The sequence below is a fragment of the Trichlorobacter sp. genome (genome assembly GCF_034008105.1).
GTDB lineage: Bacteria > Desulfobacterota > Desulfuromonadia > Geobacterales > Pseudopelobacteraceae > Trichlorobacter.
This window is the reverse complement of record NZ_JAVEPN010000002.1, coordinates 50,180-70,524: the sequence shown is the minus strand read 5'-3', so window position 1 is coordinate 70,524 and position 20,345 is coordinate 50,180. Positions and strand designations below refer to the sequence as shown.

Below are 20,345 nucleotides of genomic sequence, written 5' to 3'. Positions count from 1 at the left end.
GCGTGTGAGTCTCGCGTAGTGTTAGAAAAAACGGGTGTTCGAAAATGTCCATTAACGGCCGAAGGGGAACATGCCTTTGCCGATGCCGCCCAGTCCTGGTAGTCCACCCATCCCCTTCATCAGGTTCTTGGGCCCCAGTTTCTGGAGTTGTTTCATCATTTTTTGTGCTTCTGTAAAACGTTTTAAAAGCTGGTTGATCTCTTGAACCGTGGTGCCGCTGCCTTTGGCAATCCGCAGGCGACGGCTGCCGTTAATAATGGTGTGGTTGGCCCGTTCAGCCGGTGTCATGGAGCGGATGATCGCCTCGATCCGTTTGATCTCCTTTTCACCGAACTGGACGCCTTGCACCTGCTTCATCATCTTGCCCATACCGGGGATCATCCCCATGATGGACTCCATTGAGCCCAGCTTTTTCAGCTGTTGCATCTGGCTCAGGAAATCTTCCAGATCAAACTGGTTCTTTTTGATCTTGCGCTGAAGCTGCTCGGCATCCTTTTCGTCAAAGGCAGCCTGGGCCTTCTCCACCAGGGTCAGTACGTCACCCATGCCCAGAATGCGGGACACCAGACGGTCTGGGTGGAACACCTCCAGGGCGTCCAGCTTTTCTCCCAGGCCAACAAATTTGACCGGGGTGCCGGTAACGGCCTTGATCGAAAGGGCGGCGCCGCCTTTGGCATCGCCGTCCAACTTGGTCAGGATGGCACCGGTCAGGCCGAGTCGCTCATTAAAGCCGCTGGCTACGTTGACTGCCTCCTGGCCGGTCATGGCGTCTGCCACGAACAGGATCTCGCGGGGCTGTACCGCGCTCTTGATCCGTTCCAGTTCGGACATCAGGAAATCGTCGATCTGGTGACGACCGGCGGTATCCAGGATAATCGTGTCGTAGCCGTTCAGCTCGGCATACTTCAGAGCTTCTGAGCAGATGACAACCGGATCCTGATCCGGCTTGCTGTCAAAGACCTCAAGCGACAGCTGGCGACCGACGGTCTTCAGCTGCGCAATGGCGGCCGGTCGGTAGACATCGGCCGGCACCAGCAGAGGACGGCGTTTCTGTTTGCGCAGCCAGTTGCCCAGCTTGCCGCAGGAGGTGGTCTTGCCGGCGCCTTGCAGGCCGACCATCATCAGGGCTACCGGCGGCTTGGCTGCCAGGTCCAGGTCGTTGCTGCCGTGGCCACCCATCAGGGTGATCAGTTCGTCGTGGACAATCTTGACGACCTGCTGCCCTGGGGACAGGCTTTGCAGTACCTCGGTGCCGACCGCCTTGACCCGCACCGCTTCGACAAACTCTTTGACAACCTTGAAGTTGACGTCAGCCTCAAGGAGTGCCAGGCGCACCTCGCGCAGGGCTTCCTTGATGTTGTCCTCGGTCATCACCCCCTGGCCGCGAAGTTTCTTAAAGACCGATTCCAGCTTATCCGAGAGGGTTTCAAACATAAGTATAGTCACTGACGCAGTCTAGGCATTCTAAAAGAAAGAAACTATAAAGAACGCATCCTGGCCTGTCAAGAAGTATTTGTTTTTGCTACAGCCTGATGACCGAGGCGGCTGCCAGCAACTGCTCGGCGGTGCTGAACATATTGGTGGTCTTGCCAACGGCCAATTGATCTTTTTTCTTAAAGAAATCAAGACAGACCCCGCATGAAAACAGCTCAACCCCCAAACTCTCCAGGGCGGAGAGGGCCTCGATGGTCTCGGCTCCCTGCACGGTTAATAGCACACCGCTGTTCAGGAACAGGATACGGTCCGGCCGTTCGGCGGTCTCCAGCAGGGTGTGCAGGAAGTTGCGCATCAACAAACGCCCCAACTCATCGGCGCCTTCGCCCAGCCGGTCGCTGGTAATCAGCAATACCCGTTCACCGGCTGCCGATATGTGTGCCGTGGTGGTGGCCACGGTAAGGCCGGTCTTGCCGGTAATCTGTAAAGACCAGCCGGTGCCGTCAGGGGTTTCTGTAACCGTCAACCCCCTGGTATGGGCAAAGCGCGTGACATTCTCGCGGGGGGCGCCGTCATCCAACAGGACGCGGACACCGGACGGCGAGGCCTCCAGGGCCCGTTTGGTGGCGATGACGGGGGCAGGACAGGCTTGACCGCGGCAGTCAATGGTGATCATCGGTATGCTCCTCCTGGAGGCGGATGTACTGTCCATCCTGCAGATGGCAGATATAGGCCGGCATCAGATCGTGATCGTTCAGGGTTGCGGTGATAGTAGCAAGGGACTGCTGATCGAAACGCAAGGCCAGCCCGCAATCGGTCTGCAATGCGCGGGGGGCGGGGATCAGCAGAATTTCGAGACCCTGATCCTTGAGAAGACCTTCGGCCTTCAGTACCCGGTGGGTTGAGTTGAAGACCGCCAAGCAGTGCTCCTCTTTGACCAGGTAATGGTCAGACATCCTGTTTCCTTCCTCTATAGCGGCGTATAATTGACAATTTCAGTCCGGTTCCATACTATGCCCCAAAAGGGGAACACCGTGCAAGACTCATTTCTCTTGGCCGGCCTGCTGGTGCTGGCGTTTTTGATAAGTATTCCCTGCGGTTATCTTCGGGAGTCGTTCCGGAAATATTCATTGATGTGGTTTGTGCTGATCCACCTGCCGATACCGTTGGTGGTGCATATGCGGATGATGGCTGGATTTAGCTGGCGGATTGTGCCGCTGACCCTGGGGAGCGCCATTGCCGGTCAGATTGTAGGCGGCTGGTACAAACGGAGGATGCGTGGTGGCAGCAAAACGACCAAAAGGGCGCCCTGAGCTCCTTGGCAGCCTGCTGCACAAGAGTTTTGGCGGCACCGGCCTGGGCGAGCGACTGAAAGACCTGGTGATCTGGCAGCACTGGGAGCAGGTAGTGGGTGCGGCCATTGCCCGCCGGGCCCGACCGCTACGATTGTCTGGCGGCGTGTTGACCGTGGTGGTGGGTAGCGCACCCTGGATGCAGCAGCTTACCTTTATGAAGGCCGATTTGATTGCCCGGCTGAACAGCTGCCTGGGTGAAGAGCGGGTGCGGGAGATCGTGCTGAAATCAGGCCGGATTGCTGAGGAGGAAAAGGTCGATAGTGATCCTCAGGTTACGGTGCGTCAGTTGAGCGATGATGAGCGGGCTTGGATCGAGCAGCAGATCCGTGAGGTGGCCGATGAGGAGCTGCAGCGTCAGCTGCGATCGCTGATGGAAAGCCACTATCGCCATACGCCGACAGCGTAAGCATTACTTCTTGTGTTCACCGCCCTGGTCAGACATCATCTTGTCCTGCAGATCCCAGTTGTCCCGTATCCGTCCGCTCCCGCCGCCTAGCTTGTCAACAAAGATCGCCAACCGGGCCTGATCTTCTTTCAGTATCTCGAGAAAACGGTGACCGCAGACCTCAATGCCGTCTTCCTGGCGTGTCTTGTGCCAGGCCAGTTCGGCAACGGCACAGACGGGAGACGCCCCGTCCTGCAGGTCAAACACCACGATGGCCAGCGGGGTAGGTGGCGTATTGAGTTCAAAGCGGATGCCACCGGCACTGATGTTTACCTTGGTCTCTTGCAACTTCAAGCGGGGCGGGGTTGGCTGGCGCAGGTCGGTGACAACCCGCCGCCACTCTCGTTTGAAAGCGGATAGAGAGGATTTCTGGAGTACGTGTAGAAAGGGCAGGCTGACATCAACCCGGGGCATCTGGCGTCGCTGATAGATTTCCATCTGCCCGATTGGTTGCAGTTCCAGAATTTCGGCTGCCGGTGTAGCCACCAGTTCGGCACGCAGTTGTACCCCCACGCCGAAGGATTCCGTGGACAGCTTAAACTGCATGCCTGCTTCGAGTGGTGCTGCATCACCGGAAAACAGTCGGTAGGGGGCCTTGAGCGCGATACTGCTGTCGTTACTGCTGATGACCGTGGCTGAAAGTGATTCGTAGACCGACTCATCCCTGGTCTGGGAAATGTTGATCAGGTATACCTTCTGGCCGCGGCTGAAGTATCGGTCGTAGTTCATAGCAGGTGCCGGTTGATACGGTTAGGTGCTGCGGAACATTCGGTCCAGCAGCTCCCAGTTGTTTTTGGATGGCTTCGGTTTGCGCCCCTGTTTCTTGAGACGCTGTTCAATATGCTGCTGGATCCGGAGTTGATCCTCCTTGCGGATCAGAACAAAACGTTGGCCAGTGGCAACACCCTCTTCGTCGGGCAGATTGCGGCGCCAGAGTTGTTCGGTTACGGCACAGATCGGTGCCTGTCCGGCTTCCAACTCGATGAAGATCATCGATAGGTCGTGCTGCCGCTCATCCGGTTCTGCTACAACGCGCAGGCCGCCGACCCCCAGATTGATCTGGCGGGGAACCAGTTCCAGTGGCGATGATTTGCCTGAGCTGAACCCGTCTTGCAGTCGCCGCCATTCCTGGTGAAAAACGGCCAGTGGAGTGGTGCGGGTAAAGGACCGGAAACCAACGATCATATCCATGCGCGGCACCTGGCTGCGTTGGTACATCTCGATCGGTCCGGTGGGGTTGAGGATAAAGCTGCTGCCGTTGACCGAACCGATCTCGCCGCTGAACTGCACCCCGGAACCAAAGCTTTCGGCAGTCACCTTGAACTGCGCCCCTTTTCTGAGCAGGCCTTCTCCGGCCTGCAGCAGGGAATAACGAGGCCGCAATTCAAAATGGCGGTTGTCGCAACTTACAATCGTGGCTGAAAACGCCTCAAACAGCGATTGGTCGCGGTCAGGGCTGATATTGATCAGAAATACCTTCTGGCCGCGATTGTAGTAGGTAACATAATTCATGATGCCTCCAACCGTTTGCGTCAACGGGTCAGCTTGCGATAGGTGATCCGGTGGGGACGGTCCGCCTCGGCTCCCAGGCGCTTGCGGCGGTCTTCCTCATAGTCGGAATAGTTGCCCTCAAACCAGACTACCTTTGAATCTCCCTCAAAGGCCAGCATATGGGTGGCAATCCGGTCCAGGAACCAGCGGTCGTGGGAGATAACAACGGCGCAGCCGCCGAAGTTTTCCAGTGCTTCTTCCAGGGCCCGCATGGTATTGACATCCAGATCGTTGGTCGGTTCGTCCAGCAGCAGCACGTTGGCCCCGCTTTTGAGCACCTTGGCCAGATGTACCCGATTGCGCTCACCACCGGAGAGCATGCCCACCTTTTTTTGCTGGTCACCTCCGGTGAAATTGAAACGCGCCACATAGGTGCGGGCATTGACGGTCTGCTTGCCCAGCTGGATCATCTCCTGGCCATCGCTGATCTCTTCCCACAACAACCGATCAGGGTTAAGGGTGTCGCGGCTCTGATCAACATAGGCCACCTGCACCGTATCACCCACCCGGATAGTACCGCTGTCCGGCTGTTCAGTACCGGTGATCATCCGGAACAGGGTGGTCTTGCCGGCGCCGTTGGGGCCGATCACACCGACAATGCCGCCCCGGGGTAGCTTGAAGCTCATCCCCTCGAACAGCAGCCGGTCGCCAAAGCCCTTGGCCACGTTGTCTGCCTCAATCACGATGTCACCCAGACGCGGTCCGGGTGGAATGAATATCTCCAGTTCCTTGGCCCGCTTCTCGCCAGTATCGGCGGCCAGCTCCTCGTAGGCGCTGATCCGTGCCTGGGACTTTGCATGGCGCCCTTTGGGTGACATCCGGATCCAGTCCAGCTCCCGCTGCAGGGTCTTCTGACGGTCGCTTTCCTGTTTTTCCTCGGTTGCCAGCCGTTGCTGTTTTTGTTCCAGCCAGGAAGAATAATTGCCCTTCCAGGGGATACCCTCGCCCCGGTCCAGTTCCAGGATCCAGCCGGCCACGTTGTCCAGGAAGTAACGGTCGTGGGTCACGGCGATCACGGTGCCGGCGTAGTTCTGCAGGTGCTTCTCCAGCCAGGCCACGGTCTCTGCATCCAGGTGGTTGGTCGGTTCGTCCAGCAGCAGGATATCCGGTTTCTGCAGCAGCAGCCGGCAGAGTGCCACCCGCCGCTTTTCACCGCCGGACAGCACCTTGATCGGCGTGTCGCCGTCAGGGCAGCGCAGGGCATCCATGGCAAGTTCCAGCCGCGAGTCGAGATTCCAGGCGTCCAGATGATCCAGCTTTTCCTGCAGTACAGCCTGGCGGTCGCACAGTTTCTCAAAATCGGCGTCCGGCTCGGAGAATTTGTCGGTGATGCTGTTGAACTCGGCCAACAGGTCAACCAGCTCCTGGCAGCCCTCTTCAACCACCTGACGGACAGTCTTGGATTCATCCAGCCTCGGCTCCTGCTCCAGGTAGCCGACGCTGTAACCGGGGGAAAGCACGGCCTGGCCGTTGAACTCGCTGTCCACCCCGGCCATGATCCTGAGCAGGGTTGATTTACCGGAGCCATTCAGGCCCAGTACGCCGATCTTGGCACCGTAGAAATAGGAAAGTGAGATATCCTTGATGATCGGTTTTTTGTCGTAGAACTTCGACACCCGCATCATGCTGTAGATTACTTTTTTGTCGTCAACACTCATTGCTGCGAACCTCCTTGGAATGAATGGGTTTTATGGCATGTACGGGGACGACTGTCAATCCGTATCAGGCAGGTTTACCTATGACGTGGTTGAAGAATCCCCAAATGTCGTTATACTTTTGACTCTGGTTGACTATGATGCCTGAAAGGAAACTGATATGCGTATGCATTTCTTGATGGTCTGCGGTGTCGTTGTTACTCTGCTCGCTGGTGGTGCAGCGGCTGAACAAGGTACGTTGTTTGAGAAGTTGGACGCAGACAAGAGCGGAGCCATCAGCCGAGAAGAGTTTGTTTCCTGTCCACTGGTTCGTGATGGGGCTGGTCGTGTACAGCATCAGGATTTATGCGCTGATCCAGGGGCCGCCTTAAGTGTGGAGGAAAAACATCGTCTGTTTGATACGATTGATGTTGATAAAATGGGGGCTGTTACCCGTAAAAAACTGAATCGGTTCGCAACGCCGGATGGTTTCGCACCGATCAGGTTTTGACGCTCACTCGTGCTTAGCTCTGAGTCGCTGCACAAAAAAGAAATTTAATTATCTCCCGCTCTGTTCCGATAACTAAAAAGTAGCTTTGTTTAGTTGGCGCAATGCAGCAGTGGAGGTGGTTGTGTCTGATGATTCCAACAACAATGCCATAGCACAGGTATCCGATGGTCCTGAATATCGTGTGCTGGCAAATCTATTCGGTCTGCTGCTGGGGCTCTCCGGCCTGCTGGCCGGCACTATGGTGCGCGAAGGCAGCGTCGATTACTGGCAGCATGACCTGGTGCCGTTACTGATCCTGTTGGTAACCGGCCGGGGGCTGTTGAAGAGTTCTATGGATCTGCTACGCGAGAGCATGATCTATGCAGAGAAGAAACATATGGTTGACGCTTTTTTGAAAAAACAGGCTGAAGTCCTTACACCGGAGCCGGGCGAAATGGCCAGGCTGGCCACGAAACCACACTACAGTGAAGAAGAGGTGCTGGAGGCGGTCAGCAAGCGGATTGAGCAACAACGAAAAAGTAAAGAGGCAAGCTAGTTAGGATGCTATGACCCACCATACCCCCTTGACGGTTGAGTATCTGGCCGCAATCCTGACACAACAGGGCGTTCTTACACAGGATCAGCTGACGACGCTTCAGGTGCAGGCCCGTCAGCAGGAGGCCCGTTTGACGGCCGGCCACCACGGCCCTGGCCGTCGGCTGCATAAGGGCGGCGAACGACCGACACCGTCCCAGTTGATCGCCTCTTTCTCGTTTGAACAGCCCGGTACGAACGGGCGTGTGCTGACGGAAGACACCATCACCGAGACCCTGGCTGCCTTTCTCAAACTTCCTTATCTCAAGATTGATCCCCTGAAGCTGGATCTGGATGTGGTTACCTCCCACATCCCACGTCCGTTCGCGCTTAAGCATCTGATTGTGCCGGTGGCAGCCAGGGCAGGGGAGTTGACCATTGCCGTGGTCGATCCGTTCAATACAACGGTGCTGGACGAGCTGGCCACGGCTCATCGGCTTACAATCACCCGCGTACTCAGTTCATGTAGCGATGTTCAGAAGATTCTGCGCGAGTTTTACGGCTTCCGGGCCTCGGTCATGGCGGCTGAGGCCGAGGAGAATGTCGCCATTGATCTTGGCAACCTGGAACAGCTCTTCAGGATGCGGGGCGACAAAGAGCTGGAGGGCAACGATAAACATGTCATCTCGGCAGTGGATTTTCTATTGTCCTATGCCTTTGATCAACGGGCCAGCGACATCCATATCGAGCCCAAGCGCGACAAGTTTCTGATCAGGTTCCGTTTGGACGGCATTCTGCATAACATCCATCTGTTGCCTAAGCCGTTGCACGCGCCGATCGTCTCACGCATCAAGATTCTGGCCCGGATGGACCTGGCCGAGAAGCGGCGACCTCAGGATGGTCGGATCAAGACCGCTCACAACGGCAAGGAGGTCGAGCTGCGGGTATCCACGGTGCCGGTGGCCTTTGGTGAGAAGGTGGTGATCCGGATCTTTGATCCGGATATCCTGTTGCAGGATCTGGACAGCATCGGCTTTTATCCCCGGGAATACAGCCTGTTCAACAGCTTCATTCATCGTCCTAACGGGATTGTGCTGGTGACCGGCCCCACCGGCTCCGGCAAGACTACCACGCTCTATTCATCGTTGCGGACCTTGTCTTCACCGGAGATCAATATCGTCACTATCGAAGACCCGATCGAGATGGTGATGGAGGAATTTAACCAGATTGCGGTGCAGCAGGCTGTTGGGGTTACCTTTGGTACGATTCTGCGTACCGTGTTGCGTCAGGACCCGGATATTGTGATGGTGGGGGAGATACGTGACCAGGAAACAGCAGAAAACGCCGTCCAGGCAGCCTTGACCGGCCATCTGGTGCTTTCTACTCTGCACACCAATGATGCCCCGTCTTCCATTGCCCGTCTGCTGGACCTGGAGGTGCCGCCGTATCTGATCTCGGCAACGGTGATGGGCATTGTGGCCCAACGGCTGCTGCGTAAGGTCTGCCAGCACTGCAAAGAGTTCCGAGAATTGACCAAAGAGGAGTGTGAGTACCTGCAGATTCACCGGAACAAGGTGAAAGTGGCGCATGGGATTGGTTGTAAAGAGTGCCGTGGCACCGGCTACAAGGGGCGCACCGGCATCTTTGAGGTCCTGTCAATTACCGAGCGGATCAAGCAGCTGATCAGTACCAAGGCCGACCCTGCCGATTTGGTGCGGGCCGCCGAGGAGGATGGTTTTGCATCATTGCGCCAACTGGCGATCCGCAAGATGCTGGAAGGGGAAACCACCTACGACGAGGTAGTCAGCATCACTGGTTAGCGCTATGATTCCGGTTTAATCCTGACAACCTGATGGACGTCAGGCAGGTGGGCGATGGTGGCGTCGTCCAGTGACTGCGTATTGCCGATCACGCCGATGATAGTTCGATTGGCGCCGGTGGACTGGTGGATGTCGAAGTTACGGCTGATCAGGTATTCCTTGACAAAGTCAAGCGACTCATCAGGGGCGTTCTTTTTCATGATGACAATCATGGCTGTGGTCCATCCTCTGTCTCTTCTGTGGTCATGATCCGTTCAAGGCGGCGGGATTCGTCGATCACCCGTTCAAACAGCCTGACAATGGCGCCGTCATCCAGAGGGCCAGGGTTGTCTTGTTTCATCCGGGCAAAAATACGTTTTTCACGGCCGGGATCGAAGACCGGCAGATCCAAGCCCTTTTTGAGATGCCCTATCTCCAGAGCCAAGCGGGCCCGTTCGTTAAATATCCTCAGCAGTACGTCATCCAGCAGGTCAATTCGTTGTCGCAGGGCAGCAATATCCATGGGATCCTCAGGGGAACTGCTTCTTGATGATGGTATCCCGTTGCCAGTTCAGGTCATCCAGTTCCGGGTAGTCAATGGTGTAGTGCAGGCCCCGTGATTCCTTGCGCATCTGGGCGCAATTCACAATCAGTTCTGCCACGGTGGCGATGTTGCGTAGTTCGATCAGGTCGGAGGTGATGATGAAATTCCAGTAGTAGTCGTGGATCTCCTCCTGGATCAGCTTGATCCTCCGCATGGCCCGTTCCAGTCGTTTGGTAGAGCGGACGATACCGACGTAGTTCCACATGAAGCGCCTGATTTCGTCCCAGTTCTGGGAGACTACCACCATCTCGTCGCTATTGGTGGCGGTGCCTGAGTCCCATTCGGGGATGCTGTCACGCGTTATGCCCGGGCGCTGCGGCAGGGTTTCGCTGGCATGGCGGGCAGCCCGGCCGGCGTAGACCGCTGCCTCAAGCAGCGAGTTGCTGGCCAGGCGGTTGGCGCCATGCAGGCCGGTGAAGGCCACCTCGCCGATGGCGTAGAGGCCGGGGATGTCGGTCTCGCCGTTGGTATTCACCTTGACCCCGCCGCACAGATAATGGGCCGCCGGCACCACCGGCAGCCAGTCCTTGGTCATGTCCAGGCCAAACTCCATACAGGTCTGGTAGATGTTGGGGAAACGGCTACGGACGAAGTCGGCCGGTTCATGGGTGATATCCAGGTAGACGCAGTCGTCACCATAGGTCTTCATCTCGTTGTCGATGGCCCGGGCTACGATATCACGCGGTGCCAGGTCTTTCAGGTGGTGGTATTTCTCCATGAAGGCGGTGCCGTCACGCCGCCGCAGGATCGCCCCTTCACCCCGCACCGCTTCTGAGATCAGAAACGACTTGGCGTGGGGGTGAAACAGGGTGGTGGGGTGGAACTGCATGAACTCCATGTTGGCCACGGTGGCCCCGGCCCGGTAGGCCATGGCTACGCCGTCGCCAGAGGCCACGTCGGGGTTGCAGGTGTAGAGATAGACCTTGCCGGCGCCGCCGCTGGCCAACAGGGTGGTGCGGGAGGCAAAGGTCAGCACCTTGTTGCCTTTAATATCAAGGACATGAGCGCCCTTGCAGCAGTTGTCGCTGACCGGCTGCCGGGCGATCTTGGCGCAGGTGATCAGGTCGATGGCGATGTGGTATTCGTATATCTCAATGTTGGGATGCTGCCGCGCCGCTTCCACCAGCGCCCGCTCGATCTCGCGGCCGGTGATGTCCTCGGCATGCAGGATGCGGCGAGCACTGTGGCCCCCTTCACGAGTCAGATCATATTCATCACCTTTGGTGGTGGTGGTGAATTTAACTCCCCATTCAATCAGGTTACGGATGGTGTGGGGGCCTTCTTCCACCACCATGCGCACCACATCTTCGTGGCAGATGCCAGCCCCGGCCACCATGGTGTCCTGGACATGGGCGTCGAAGGAGTCTTCAGTGGAAAAGACCGAGGCGATCCCGCCCTGGGCATAGCGGGTTGCCGACTCGGCAATTTCCCGTTTGGTGATAATGGCGACCTGCCCATGATTGGCAGCTTGTAGCGCAAAGGAAAGCCCGGCAATACCGCTGCCGATCACCAAAAAATCACTCTCAACCTTCATGACAGACTCCAGCATAAAAAGTGTATACACAGAAGAACGTGATTATTGAACCCCCCGCCGACGTTTGTCAAGGGAACAAGGGTTGTCTGGACCGCTAAAGTGTGCCATAAGTTGCACCCTATGCGTACCATAACCACTGCCGATTTCAGTCGTCCACTCGCCGAGCGGTCCGTCGTGACCATCGGTAATTTTGACGGGGTCCATCGTGGACACCGCGAACTATTTCGTCGTGTTGCTACCTATGCTGCAGAACAGCAGTGTCAGTCAGTAGTCCTGACCTTTGATCCTCATCCGCTGCAGGTGCTTAAACCCGGCAGCGTTCCTCCCATGATTACTACCTCTGCCCAGAAGCGTGCCCTGATCGCAGAAAACGATCTGGACCTGCTGGTGGTGATCCCCTTTGACCAACAGTTTGCTGCACTGTCGGCCGAACGATTCGTGCGGGATATTCTGGTGTGCGGACTTGGTATGCGACGGTTGGTGGTTGGCCACGATTATGCCTTTGGCCGTGGCCGTGAGGGCAACGAGGCACTGCTGCAACGCCTGGCTGGTGAGCTTGGGTTTCAGCTGGAGGTGCTTGAGCCGGTGGGAGAGGGGGAGCTGGTCTTCAGTAGCAGCACGGTACGTCGTCTGGTGCGTAGCGGTGAGGTGGCGGCGGTGCCGTCCATCCTCGGGCGTTATCACTGTATCAGCGGCCAGGTGGTGGCAGGCCGGGAGATCGGCCGTTCGCTCGGTTTTCCTACGGCCAACATTGTTACTGATAATCAGTTGTTGCCTGCCGATGGTGTCTATGCCGTATGGGTTGAGGCGAGGGGTGAGCTGCACATGGGTGCCTGCAGCATCGGCAACAATCCTACCTTCGGCGGCGATCAGCGGACGATCGAGGTGTTTATCTTCGATTTCGAGGGGACCATATACGGTCAGGAGCTGACGATTCAGTTCGCCGGCCGTTTGCGCGATCTGGCCCGCTTTGCTGATGCTGATACGCTTAAGCTTCAGATTGGTCGTGATGTGGCTGCAGCCAGGTCACTCTTGTCGGCCGGTCTACCGACCAGGCAGACCGTATGAAACGCAGCACACTGCTGTTGTGGGTCGGTTTTGCCGTCAGTCTGCTGTTGCTGGCAGCGCTGCTACGCAAGATCGATGGCCGGCAACTGCTTGATGCCCTGGCAGAGCTGGATTGGCGGTATCTGCTGGGAGCGGTGGGGTTGACCTTTGTCAGCTACTGGTTGCGTGCGGTGCGTTGGCGTCTGTTGTTGCTGCATGAGCGTCCGATTGCGCTCGGTTCCCTCTATTCAGCCACCATAATCGGCTACATGGCCAACAATCTTTTTCCTGCCCGGTTGGGCGAGATCGTGCGGGTCTGGCTGCTGGCACGGCGTGAACAACTCAAGGTCACATCGGTGTTTGCCTCGCTGGTGATCGACCGGATGCTGGACGGACTTGCCTTGATGGTGATGCTGGCAGTGGTGCTGCTGACGCTGCAGCTGCCCCCTGGTATGGAACGGGTTGCGGCCCTGTTGCGGGCGGGGGGCGCCACTACCTTGGTGGTGTATCTCGGCGCAGTCTCTTTTCTGTTGTTCTTGAAGCTTCGGCCGATGCAGGCGCTCAAGCTGCTGGCGCTGCTGACACAGCCTTTTCCACAACGGTTCAAGGAACGCCTGATCCCGCTGTCCGGCTCGTTTTTGGAGGGGTTGCGTCTGGCCCCGGGGCGCAGCACACTGCTGCTGATTATGGTCTGCACTGCCTTGATCTGGATTGCCGCCACCCTGCCGATCCATCTGGTGCTGCTCGGTTTTGGCATACAGCTGCCGTTATCAGCTTCCTTTTTTATTATGGTGTTGCTGGTGTTTGCCGTGATGGTGCCATCGGCGCCGGGCTACATAGGCACCTACCACGTTGCCTGCTACACGGCGTTATCCGCCTTTCAGCTGCTGGACAGCCAGGCGGTCAGTATCGCCCTGGTGATACACGGGGTCGGCTTTTTTCCTGTGATTATGGCCGGTTTTTACCATCTCTGGTCCGACGGCCTGTCGTTACGCTCGTTACGCACCCAGGCTGCAGAACAAGGGGCTGAGCCGTGAGAAGCCGTGTATGCAGCGGTTGTGACCACTGGCTGCTAGCGGCATTTCTGCTGCCGTTTGCGTTGCACCTCACCACCTTGGCCCCGTCGGTAACCTTTTATGACAGCGGTGAGTTCATCACCGCCACTCAACTGCTCGGTTCTGCCCATTCCCCCGGCTACCCCCTGTTCCTGCTGTTTGCCAAACCGTTCACCTGGTTGCCGTTCGGTTCCATCGCCTTTCGGGTCAATCTGGCTACTGCCTGCGGCGCAGCGCTGGCCTGCAGCGCCTTGTTTCTGCTGGTGCGGCAGTTGCTGCGCGATGTCGCCTGTTCAGACAACGAGCAGTTCAGCGACTTTGTCCGCAACGCGGCTGCGCTTGCCGGTTCACTCTTGTTTGCCAGCTCTCCACGGCTGTGGTTGCAGACCAACCATGATAAGCCGTACCCGCTGCTGGCCGGCATGATAGCGCTCTGTTTTCTGTTTTTGCTGCGTTGGCGCGAGGAGTATCTGGCTGGTAGCGAACGGCCGGCCTGGTGGTACGGTGTGGGCCTTCTCACCGGCCTGGCCAGCGGCGCTCACCAGACGATCATCCTGCTGGTGCCGGCCTGGCTGTTGTTTGTGGCCGTTACCGAGCTGCGTCTGTTGCTGCGTATTCGGGAGTTGCTGCTGACCGCAGCCTTCGCCCTGGCCGGCGGCGCGGTGCAATTGTATCTGCCGTTGCGTGCCGCTGCACAGCCGCTGCAAAACTGGGGTGATCCCAGCAGCCTGTCGCGTTTTCTATGGCACGTCTTGCGTCGGGGCTATCCTGAAGAGCCCCATCTGCGTGACCTGTCACTGCTGCTGAAACAGCTGGCAGGCTTTTCCATCCCCCACGAATTCGGCTGGATCGGTCTGCTGTTCCTGGTGGCCGGTGTTGTGGCCTGCTGGCGATCTAAGCGGCCCTTTGTGCTGGCCTGTGGTCTTGCCTTGCTCGGTTTTTGGGCGGTGATTGTCGGCTTTTTCAATCCGCGGGCCGAGTCAATTTTTCTGACAGAAGAGTTTTACACCCCACTCTATCTGCTGGCTGCGGCGCTGATCGCCGTTGGGTTGCACGCCGCCATCAGCCGCGGCATCGGCCGGGCTGAAACTCCCGAGCACTACGGTTGGCAGCACCGGTTGTTGGTGCTCCTGTTTTTGCTGCTGCTGCCGCTTTCCCAGCAGGCAGCCAATTATCGCGCTAACGATCAACAGCGCAACTACAGTGCCCATGATTATGCTGTCAACACCTTGCGCTCGTTACCTGAGCGGACGGTATTGTTTACCTGGGGTGATAGCGGCGCCTTTCCGCTCTGGTATCTGCAGACCGTGGAGCGGCTGCGGGAGGACGTGGACCTGCCTCACATACCGCATCTGGTCTTCGATTGGTACCGAGAGGAGCTGCCGCGGCTGCAGAGTTCGTTCAGTACTGCCCTTCAACAGGGCCAGACTGCGCCGCAACTCTTTAGATCACTGGCTGGCCGACTTCAGGCGGAACGTCCGGTGCTGATGGACTACTCGACTCGGCATTCGGTGGACTGGGGCAGACGGGAACCCGTGCCACAGGGGATTGTCTTCTGGCTGCCCAGTGACGGTCTTCCTGATGCGGTGTTTGATGTCGCTGGGGTCTGGCGGCTGCAAACCCTGCACCGCATTACCATGAATCAAGGCTGGCTGATCGATCAGGATACCGAAAAGGCGGTGATGATCACGGCCCATTCGTTACTGCAGGCAGCGGAAGAGGTTGCTCGCAGGGACAGGGGAGGGCAGGAGGCGGGAGCTATGCTGGATGCCGTCCAGCGGATGGTGCCTAGTTGGGGCGAGGCGGTAACACAGCTGCGCAGGCGGTATGGTTTGCCGTTACAGGGGAGGGACGTATTACCATGAAAACAGTGATTCAGGGGACAACCCGGGTCTATGGTATCATCGGCTGGCCGGTGGCCCATTCCCGTTCACCGCAGATGCAGAACGCCGCGTTTCAGGCACTGGGCATGGATTGCGTCTTTGTGCCGTTTGCCGTGCCGCCGTCGCAGTTGGCCGAGGCGGTGCAGGGTTTGCGTTGTCTCGGCGTGGCTGGCTGGAATGTGACCATTCCCCACAAGAGCGCCATCATGCCGTTTCTGGACCAGCTGTCGCCGGCGGCGGTGCGGGCCGGTGCGGTCAATACGGTCTGCAACCGGAATGGACTCCTGATCGGCTGCAACACCGACGGCGCCGGTCTGTTGATTTCACTGGAACGGGATCTGGACTGTCTGGTTGCCGGCAAGCGGATTGTTGTGCTGGGGGCGGGCGGTGCAGCCCGTGGCGCTGTAGCAGCACTGGCTGAGGCTGGCACAGCCGCCATAACGGTTGTCAACCGTACCTTGGCCACGGCCAGTCAGCTAGCGGCGGAACTCCAGCTTCATAGGTCCTCAACCAGTGTCATTGCGGCTGCTGACTTCAGTATGCTGCCACAGCTGCTGCCCGAGACCGACCTTTTGATCAACGCCACCTCCCTTGGTCTGCATGGCGAAGAAATTGCCGGTCTCGACCTTGCGCTCCTGCCGGCTGCTGCTAAAGTGTATGACATGGTCTACGGGGCGTCGTCGACCCCTCTGGTCAGCTCAGCCCAACGACGCGGGCTGCAGGCCTGCGATGGACTCGGGATGTTGGCAGCACAGGGAGAGCTGGCCTTTTGTCACTGGACCGGCGTCACACCGCCTGCGGGTTTGATGCCTATGGCATTGCAGCAGGAACGCTGACCAGCTTGTTCTTGACAGTGGGGTAATCGGGCCGTTACTATAGCGGGCCGCATGCCAGAGTAACACTATTTAACTGCAGGGTTGAACGGGAGTGTTATGCAGACAAGTCGTCTGGGTGAAATTCTGGTCAAAAACAGTCTGATCACGCGGGAGCAACTCACCAGCGCCCTGCAGGAACAGAAGATGTCCGGCGGCCAGAGCAAGCTGGGCACGATCCTGATCAAGCAGGGTCTGATCAGTGAACATGACCTGGTCTCCTTTCTTTCCCGGCAGTACGGCGTCCCCACCATCAATCTGAATGAGTACGAGATTGACCCGGCCGTGGTCAAGATCATCCCCCCGGAAGTGGTTCAAAAGTACAGCCTGGTTCCGGTCAACCGGGCCGGTTCCACCCTGATCGTAGCGGTCAGCGACCCCTCCAACCTGTTCGCTATCGAAGATATCAAGTTCATGACCAGCTACAATGTGGAGATGGTCGTGGCCTCGGAGTCCGATATCAGGGGAGCGATTGACAAGTATTACGATCAGTCTGCCTCCCTGGCCGATGTGATGGACAATCTGGACATGGAGGACCTGGAGCTGGTGGATACCGAGGAGACCGTGGATGTCTCCTCACTGGAAAAGGCCACCGAGGATGCGCCGGTCGTCAAGCTGGTCAACCTGATCTTGATGGACGCCATTCGAAAAAAAGCCAGTGATATTCACGTAGAACCCTATGAAAAGACCTTCCGGGTTCGTTACCGGATCGACGGTGTGCTGTATGAAGTGATGAAACCGCCCATGAAGCTGAAAAACGCGATTACCTCGCGGATCAAGATCATGGCGGAACTGGATATCGCCGAGCGGCGTCTGCCCCAGGACGGCCGGATCAAGATCAAGCTGGGTGGCGGTAAGGACATGGACTATCGTGTCTCATGCCTACCCACGCTGTTCGGCGAAAAGATCGTCTTGCGGCTTTTGGACAAGAGTAACCTGCAGACCGATCTGACCAAGCTGGGCTACGAGCCGGATGCGCTGGCTCACTTCAAGCGAGAGATTCATAAGCCGTTCGGCATGGTACTGGTGACCGGTCCCACCGGTTCCGGCAAGACCGTGTCGCTGTATTCGGCCCTGACGGAACTGAACAAGGTGACCGAGAACATCTCCACTGCCGAAGATCCGGTTGAATTCAACTTTGCCGGCATCAACCAGGTGCAGATGCACGAAGATATCGGCCTTAACTTTGCCGCTGCACTACGTTCCTTCCTGCGTCAGGACCCGGATATCATCATGATCGGCGAGATACGGGACTTCGAGACCGCCGAGATTGCGGTCAAGGCGGCCCTCACCGGCCACTTGGTGCTGTCCACCCTGCACACCAACGACGCCCCGGCCACGATCAACCGTTTGCTGAACATGGGTATCGAACCGTTCCTGGTGGCCTCGGCCGTTAACCTGATCACGGCCCAGCGCCTGGCCCGCCGTGTCTGCAGTGAGTGTAAAGAACAGGAAGAAATCCCTCTGCAGGCCCTGATCGATGCCGGAGTGCCCACTGAAGAGGCCCCGGAATTTGTCTGCTACAAGGGGCGGGGCTGTCCGGTCTGCAACAATACGGGCTACAAGGGGCGGGTTGGCTTCTATCAGGTGATGCCGATGCTGGAGCCGATCCGTGAACTGATCCTGAACGGGGCCAATACGGCCGAGATCAAGCGTGAGTCCATGCGACTCGGTATCAAGACCATGCGCCAGTCGGGCCTCACCAAGCTGAAGGAGGGGGTCACCTCTCTGGAAGAGGTGCTGCGGGTGACGGTGGCGGACGACTAAGGAGAACGACCATGGCTAACCTGCACGACTTGCTCAAGATTCTGGTGGAAGCTGGCGGCTCCGACCTGCACATCACCACCAATACGCCGCCACAAATCAGGGTGGATGGCAAACTGAAACCGCTGGCGGACATCCCTCCCTTGAATGCGGTGGAGACCAAGCAACTCTGTTACTCGGTGCTGACCGACTCCCAGAAACACAAGTTCGAAGAGGACAATGAGCTGGACCTCTCCTTCGGGGTCAAGGGACTATCCCGTTTCCGGGGTAACATCTTTGTGCAGCGGGGTGCCGTGGCCGGTGTGTTCCGGGTCATCCCCTACAAGATCCTCACCTTCGAAGATCTTGGTCTGCCACCGGTGGTCAGGGAACTGGCCGAAAAGCCGCGTGGCCTCATACTGGTGACCGGACCGACCGGTTCCGGCAAGTCCACCACCTTGGCCTCGATCATCGACTTTATCAATATCAACCGCCGTGAACATATCGTTACCATTGAGGACCCGATCGAATACCTGCACCCGCACAAGGGGTGTCTGGTGAACCAGCGCGAGGTGGGGGCCGACACCAAGGGCTTCAAAAACGCCCTCAAGTACGTCCTGCGTCAGGACCCTGACATCGTTCTGGTGGGTGAGTTGCGTGACCTGGAAACCATCGAGGCAGCATTGACCCTATCCGAGACCGGTCACCTTTGTCTTGCTACCCTGCACACCAACTCCTGCGCCCAGACCATTAACCGGATCGTGGATGTGTTTCCACCCTATCAGCAACCCCAGATTCGCGCCCAGTTGTCCTTCGTACTGGAGGGGGTCATGTCCCAGACCCTGATTCCTAAAATTGGTGGTGGACGTTGTCTGTCTCTGGAGATCATGGTGCCTAACCCGGCCATCCGTAACCTGATCCGTGAGGACAAGGTACACCAGATCTATTCCCAGATGCAGGTGGGGCAGGACAAGTACGGCATGCAGACCATGAACCAGTCGCTGTACGCCTTATATGCGCGGCGTCAGATCACCCTGGATGATGCCATGGGCCGTTCCACCGATCCTGAAGAGCTAAAACAGATGATCAATAATCCGACCATGGGGATGCGACCACCACAACGGCGCTAGTTACCCGATTCTGAAGGAGGAGTTCCATGCCAAAGTTTGCCTGGGAAGGTAAGACCCGCACCGGTGCCGTTCAGAAAGGGGTTACCGAGGCGCAGGATGCCGCGTCGGTGGAGACCCAGCTCAAAAGGGCCGGCCTGCTCGGTATCACGGTGAAGGAGCAGCGCGAAGCCTTTAAGATGCCCTCGTTTGGTGGCGGCAGTATCGACACCAAGGACTTGGTGATCTTTACCCGGCAGTTTGCCACCATGATCGACTCCGGCCTGCCCTTGGTGCAGTGTCTGGATATCCTTTCCTCGCAACAGGAAAAACCAGCCTTCAAGCAGATTTTGCTCAAGGTCAAGGAGAGTGTGGAGAGCGGTTCCACCTTTGCCGATGCCCTGGCAAAGCATCCCAAGGCCTTTGACGAGCTGTTCGTCAACCTGGTGGCCGCCGGCGAGATCGGCGGTATCCTGGATACCATCCTTAACCGTCTGGCGGCCTACATCGAAAAGGCGATGAAGCTTAAAAAGCAGATCAAGGGGGCCATGGTCTATCCGGTCACCATCATGTCGATCGCCGTGATTGTTGTCGGCGTGATCCTGGTCTTCGTCATTCCGACCTTTGCCAAGATGTTTGCCGACTTCGGCGGCGAGTTGCCAGCCCCCACCAAGTTCGTGATCGCCCTGTCTGACTTTTTGCTGAAGTATATCATTGTTATTATTGCGGCCTTCTTTGCCACTGTTTGGGGGGTTAAAAAGTTTTACGCCACCCCGGTGGGTCGTAAGAAGATCGATGCCTTTGCCCTCAAGGCGCCGATTGCCGGGCCGCTGATCCGCAAGGTGGCGGTGGCCAAGTTCACCCGCACGTTGGGCACCATGGTCAGCTCCGGGGTACCGATCATGGACGGTCTGGAGATCGTGGCCAAGACCGCCGGCAACAAGATCATCGAAGAGGCGATCTTCGGTGTGCGCCAGGCTATCTCCGAGGGTAAGACCATGGCTGAACCGCTGCAGGCCTGCGGTATCTTCCCGCCGATGGTGGTGCAGATGATTGCGGTGGGTGAGGCCACCGGCGCCATGGACGCCATGCTGAACAAGATTGCCGATTTTTACGATGACGAGGTGGATGACGCCGTGTCTGCCATGACCGCCATGATGGAGCCGATGCTGATGGTCTTCCTGGGCACCACCGTTGGCGGCCTGGTGGTGGCCATGTATCTGCCGATCTTTAAACTGGCGGGAGCGGTCGGCGGCTAG

21 protein-coding genes are annotated in these 20,345 nt (G+C 57.7%); 12 read left to right on the top strand and 9 right to left on the bottom strand.

Translation table 11 applies throughout. The features are described 5' to 3' along the window. Positions 1 to 51: 51 nt before the first annotated feature. From ffh to RBQ93_RS01940, 3 genes are all read right to left on the bottom strand, one after another. Complete coding sequence (gene ffh / locus RBQ93_RS01950; protein ID WP_320370321.1) at positions 52 to 1,434, bottom strand: signal recognition particle protein; 1,383 nt, start codon at positions 1,432 to 1,434, stop codon at positions 52 to 54. Between the two features lie 88 nt (positions 1,435 to 1,522). After that, positions 1,523 to 2,110 (bottom strand): sulfurtransferase-like selenium metabolism protein YedF, encoded by a 588-nt coding sequence (gene yedF, locus RBQ93_RS01945; protein WP_320370320.1) that lies wholly within the window; start codon positions 2,108 to 2,110, stop codon positions 1,523 to 1,525. Beyond that, complete coding sequence (locus RBQ93_RS01940; RefSeq protein WP_320370319.1) at positions 2,097 to 2,390, bottom strand: DUF3343 domain-containing protein; 294 nt, start codon at positions 2,388 to 2,390, stop codon at positions 2,097 to 2,099. Before RBQ93_RS01940 ends, yedF begins: the two co-directional genes overlap by 14 nt. 78 nt (positions 2,391 to 2,468) lie before the next feature. On the opposite strand from RBQ93_RS01940, the gene RBQ93_RS01935 reads away from it, so the two are divergent. Beyond that, the gene (locus RBQ93_RS01935; protein ID WP_320370318.1) at positions 2,469 to 2,747 is read left to right on the top strand and encodes a hypothetical protein; all 279 of its coding nucleotides are present in this window, start codon (positions 2,469 to 2,471) and stop codon (positions 2,745 to 2,747) included. Then, positions 2,716 to 3,195, top strand: a complete 480-nt coding sequence (locus RBQ93_RS01930) for a DciA family protein (RefSeq protein ID WP_320370317.1) — start codon at positions 2,716 to 2,718, stop codon at positions 3,193 to 3,195. The genes RBQ93_RS01935 and RBQ93_RS01930 overlap by 32 nt, the downstream gene beginning before the upstream one ends. Before the next feature lie 3 nt (positions 3,196 to 3,198). Here the strand turns inward: RBQ93_RS01930 and RBQ93_RS01925 are convergent, their stop codons facing one another. Genes RBQ93_RS01925 through ettA form a run of 3 tightly spaced genes read right to left on the bottom strand, consistent with a single transcriptional unit; the run spans position 3,199 to position 6,443 of the window. Beyond that, complete coding sequence (locus RBQ93_RS01925) at positions 3,199 to 3,963, bottom strand: PilZ domain-containing protein (RefSeq protein WP_320370316.1); 765 nt, start codon at positions 3,961 to 3,963, stop codon at positions 3,199 to 3,201. A 21-nt stretch (positions 3,964 to 3,984) separates the two neighbouring features. Further along, on the bottom strand, positions 3,985 to 4,746 hold the full coding sequence (locus tag RBQ93_RS01920) for a hypothetical protein (RefSeq protein ID WP_320370315.1): 762 nt from the start codon (positions 4,744 to 4,746) through the stop codon (positions 3,985 to 3,987). A gap of 20 nt (positions 4,747 to 4,766) precedes the next feature. Continuing rightward, positions 4,767 to 6,443 (bottom strand): energy-dependent translational throttle protein EttA, encoded by a 1,677-nt coding sequence (gene ettA / locus RBQ93_RS01915; RefSeq protein ID WP_320370314.1) that lies wholly within the window; start codon positions 6,441 to 6,443, stop codon positions 4,767 to 4,769. Between the two features lie 157 nt (positions 6,444 to 6,600). Here ettA and RBQ93_RS01910 point away from each other — a divergent pair, with 157 nt between their 5' ends. The 3 genes from RBQ93_RS01910 to RBQ93_RS01900 all read left to right on the top strand — a co-directional run bounded on the left by RBQ93_RS01910 (position 6,601) and on the right by RBQ93_RS01900 (position 9,263). Beyond that, the gene (locus RBQ93_RS01910; protein WP_320370313.1) at positions 6,601 to 6,930 is read left to right on the top strand and encodes an EF-hand domain-containing protein; all 330 of its coding nucleotides are present in this window, start codon (positions 6,601 to 6,603) and stop codon (positions 6,928 to 6,930) included. Positions 6,931 to 7,051: 121 nt separating this feature from the next. After that, the gene (locus RBQ93_RS01905; protein WP_320370312.1) at positions 7,052 to 7,465 is read left to right on the top strand and encodes a hypothetical protein; all 414 of its coding nucleotides are present in this window, start codon (positions 7,052 to 7,054) and stop codon (positions 7,463 to 7,465) included. 10 nt (positions 7,466 to 7,475) lie between these two features. After that, positions 7,476 to 9,263 carry a GspE/PulE family protein gene (locus tag RBQ93_RS01900; protein WP_320370311.1) on the top strand — a complete coding sequence of 596 codons (1,788 nt, stop codon included), beginning with the start codon at positions 7,476 to 7,478 and terminating at the stop codon, positions 9,261 to 9,263. Positions 9,264 to 9,265: 2 nt separating this feature from the next. On the opposite strand, the gene RBQ93_RS01895 is transcribed toward RBQ93_RS01900, so the two are convergent. The 3 genes from RBQ93_RS01895 to nadB are packed head-to-tail and all read right to left on the bottom strand — an operon-like array spanning position 9,266 to position 11,380. Beyond that, positions 9,266 to 9,475 (bottom strand): hypothetical protein, encoded by a 210-nt coding sequence (locus RBQ93_RS01895; RefSeq protein WP_320370310.1) that lies wholly within the window; start codon positions 9,473 to 9,475, stop codon positions 9,266 to 9,268. Beyond that, complete coding sequence (locus RBQ93_RS01890; protein ID WP_320370309.1) at positions 9,472 to 9,765, bottom strand: chorismate mutase; 294 nt, start codon at positions 9,763 to 9,765, stop codon at positions 9,472 to 9,474. The genes RBQ93_RS01895 and RBQ93_RS01890 overlap by 4 nt, the downstream gene beginning before the upstream one ends. A gap of 7 nt (positions 9,766 to 9,772) precedes the next feature. Beyond that, positions 9,773 to 11,380: an L-aspartate oxidase gene (gene nadB / locus RBQ93_RS01885; protein WP_320370308.1), complete on the bottom strand. Its 1,608-nt coding sequence runs from the start codon at positions 11,378 to 11,380 to the stop codon at positions 9,773 to 9,775. A gap of 120 nt (positions 11,381 to 11,500) precedes the next feature. Between nadB and RBQ93_RS01880 the strand changes: the two genes are divergently transcribed. From RBQ93_RS01880 to RBQ93_RS01850, 7 genes are all read left to right on the top strand, one after another. Continuing rightward, positions 11,501 to 12,448, top strand: coding sequence for a bifunctional riboflavin kinase/FAD synthetase (locus RBQ93_RS01880; RefSeq protein ID WP_320370307.1), 948 nt, complete (start codon positions 11,501 to 11,503; stop codon positions 12,446 to 12,448). Continuing rightward, the gene (locus RBQ93_RS01875; protein ID WP_320370306.1) at positions 12,445 to 13,464 is read left to right on the top strand and encodes a lysylphosphatidylglycerol synthase transmembrane domain-containing protein; all 1,020 of its coding nucleotides are present in this window, start codon (positions 12,445 to 12,447) and stop codon (positions 13,462 to 13,464) included. The genes RBQ93_RS01880 and RBQ93_RS01875 overlap by 4 nt, the downstream gene beginning before the upstream one ends. Then, on the top strand, positions 13,461 to 15,347 hold the full coding sequence (locus tag RBQ93_RS01870) for a DUF2723 domain-containing protein (protein ID WP_320370305.1): 1,887 nt from the start codon (positions 13,461 to 13,463) through the stop codon (positions 15,345 to 15,347). Before RBQ93_RS01875 ends, RBQ93_RS01870 begins: the two co-directional genes overlap by 4 nt. Further along, the gene (gene aroE, locus RBQ93_RS01865; protein WP_320370304.1) at positions 15,344 to 16,201 is read left to right on the top strand and encodes a shikimate dehydrogenase; all 858 of its coding nucleotides are present in this window, start codon (positions 15,344 to 15,346) and stop codon (positions 16,199 to 16,201) included. The genes RBQ93_RS01870 and aroE overlap by 4 nt, the downstream gene beginning before the upstream one ends. A 96-nt stretch (positions 16,202 to 16,297) precedes the next feature. Next, entirely contained in the window at positions 16,298 to 18,004 is a 1,707-nt protein-coding gene (gene pilB / locus RBQ93_RS01860) for a type IV-A pilus assembly ATPase PilB (protein WP_320370303.1), read from the top strand. A gap of 11 nt (positions 18,005 to 18,015) precedes the next feature. After that, positions 18,016 to 19,110: a PilT/PilU family type 4a pilus ATPase gene (locus RBQ93_RS01855; RefSeq protein WP_320370302.1), complete on the top strand. Its 1,095-nt coding sequence runs from the start codon at positions 18,016 to 18,018 to the stop codon at positions 19,108 to 19,110. 26 nt (positions 19,111 to 19,136) lie between these two features. Continuing rightward, a complete protein-coding gene (locus tag RBQ93_RS01850; RefSeq protein ID WP_320370301.1) occupies positions 19,137 to 20,345 on the top strand; it encodes a type II secretion system F family protein in 1,209 nt (402 codons plus the stop codon).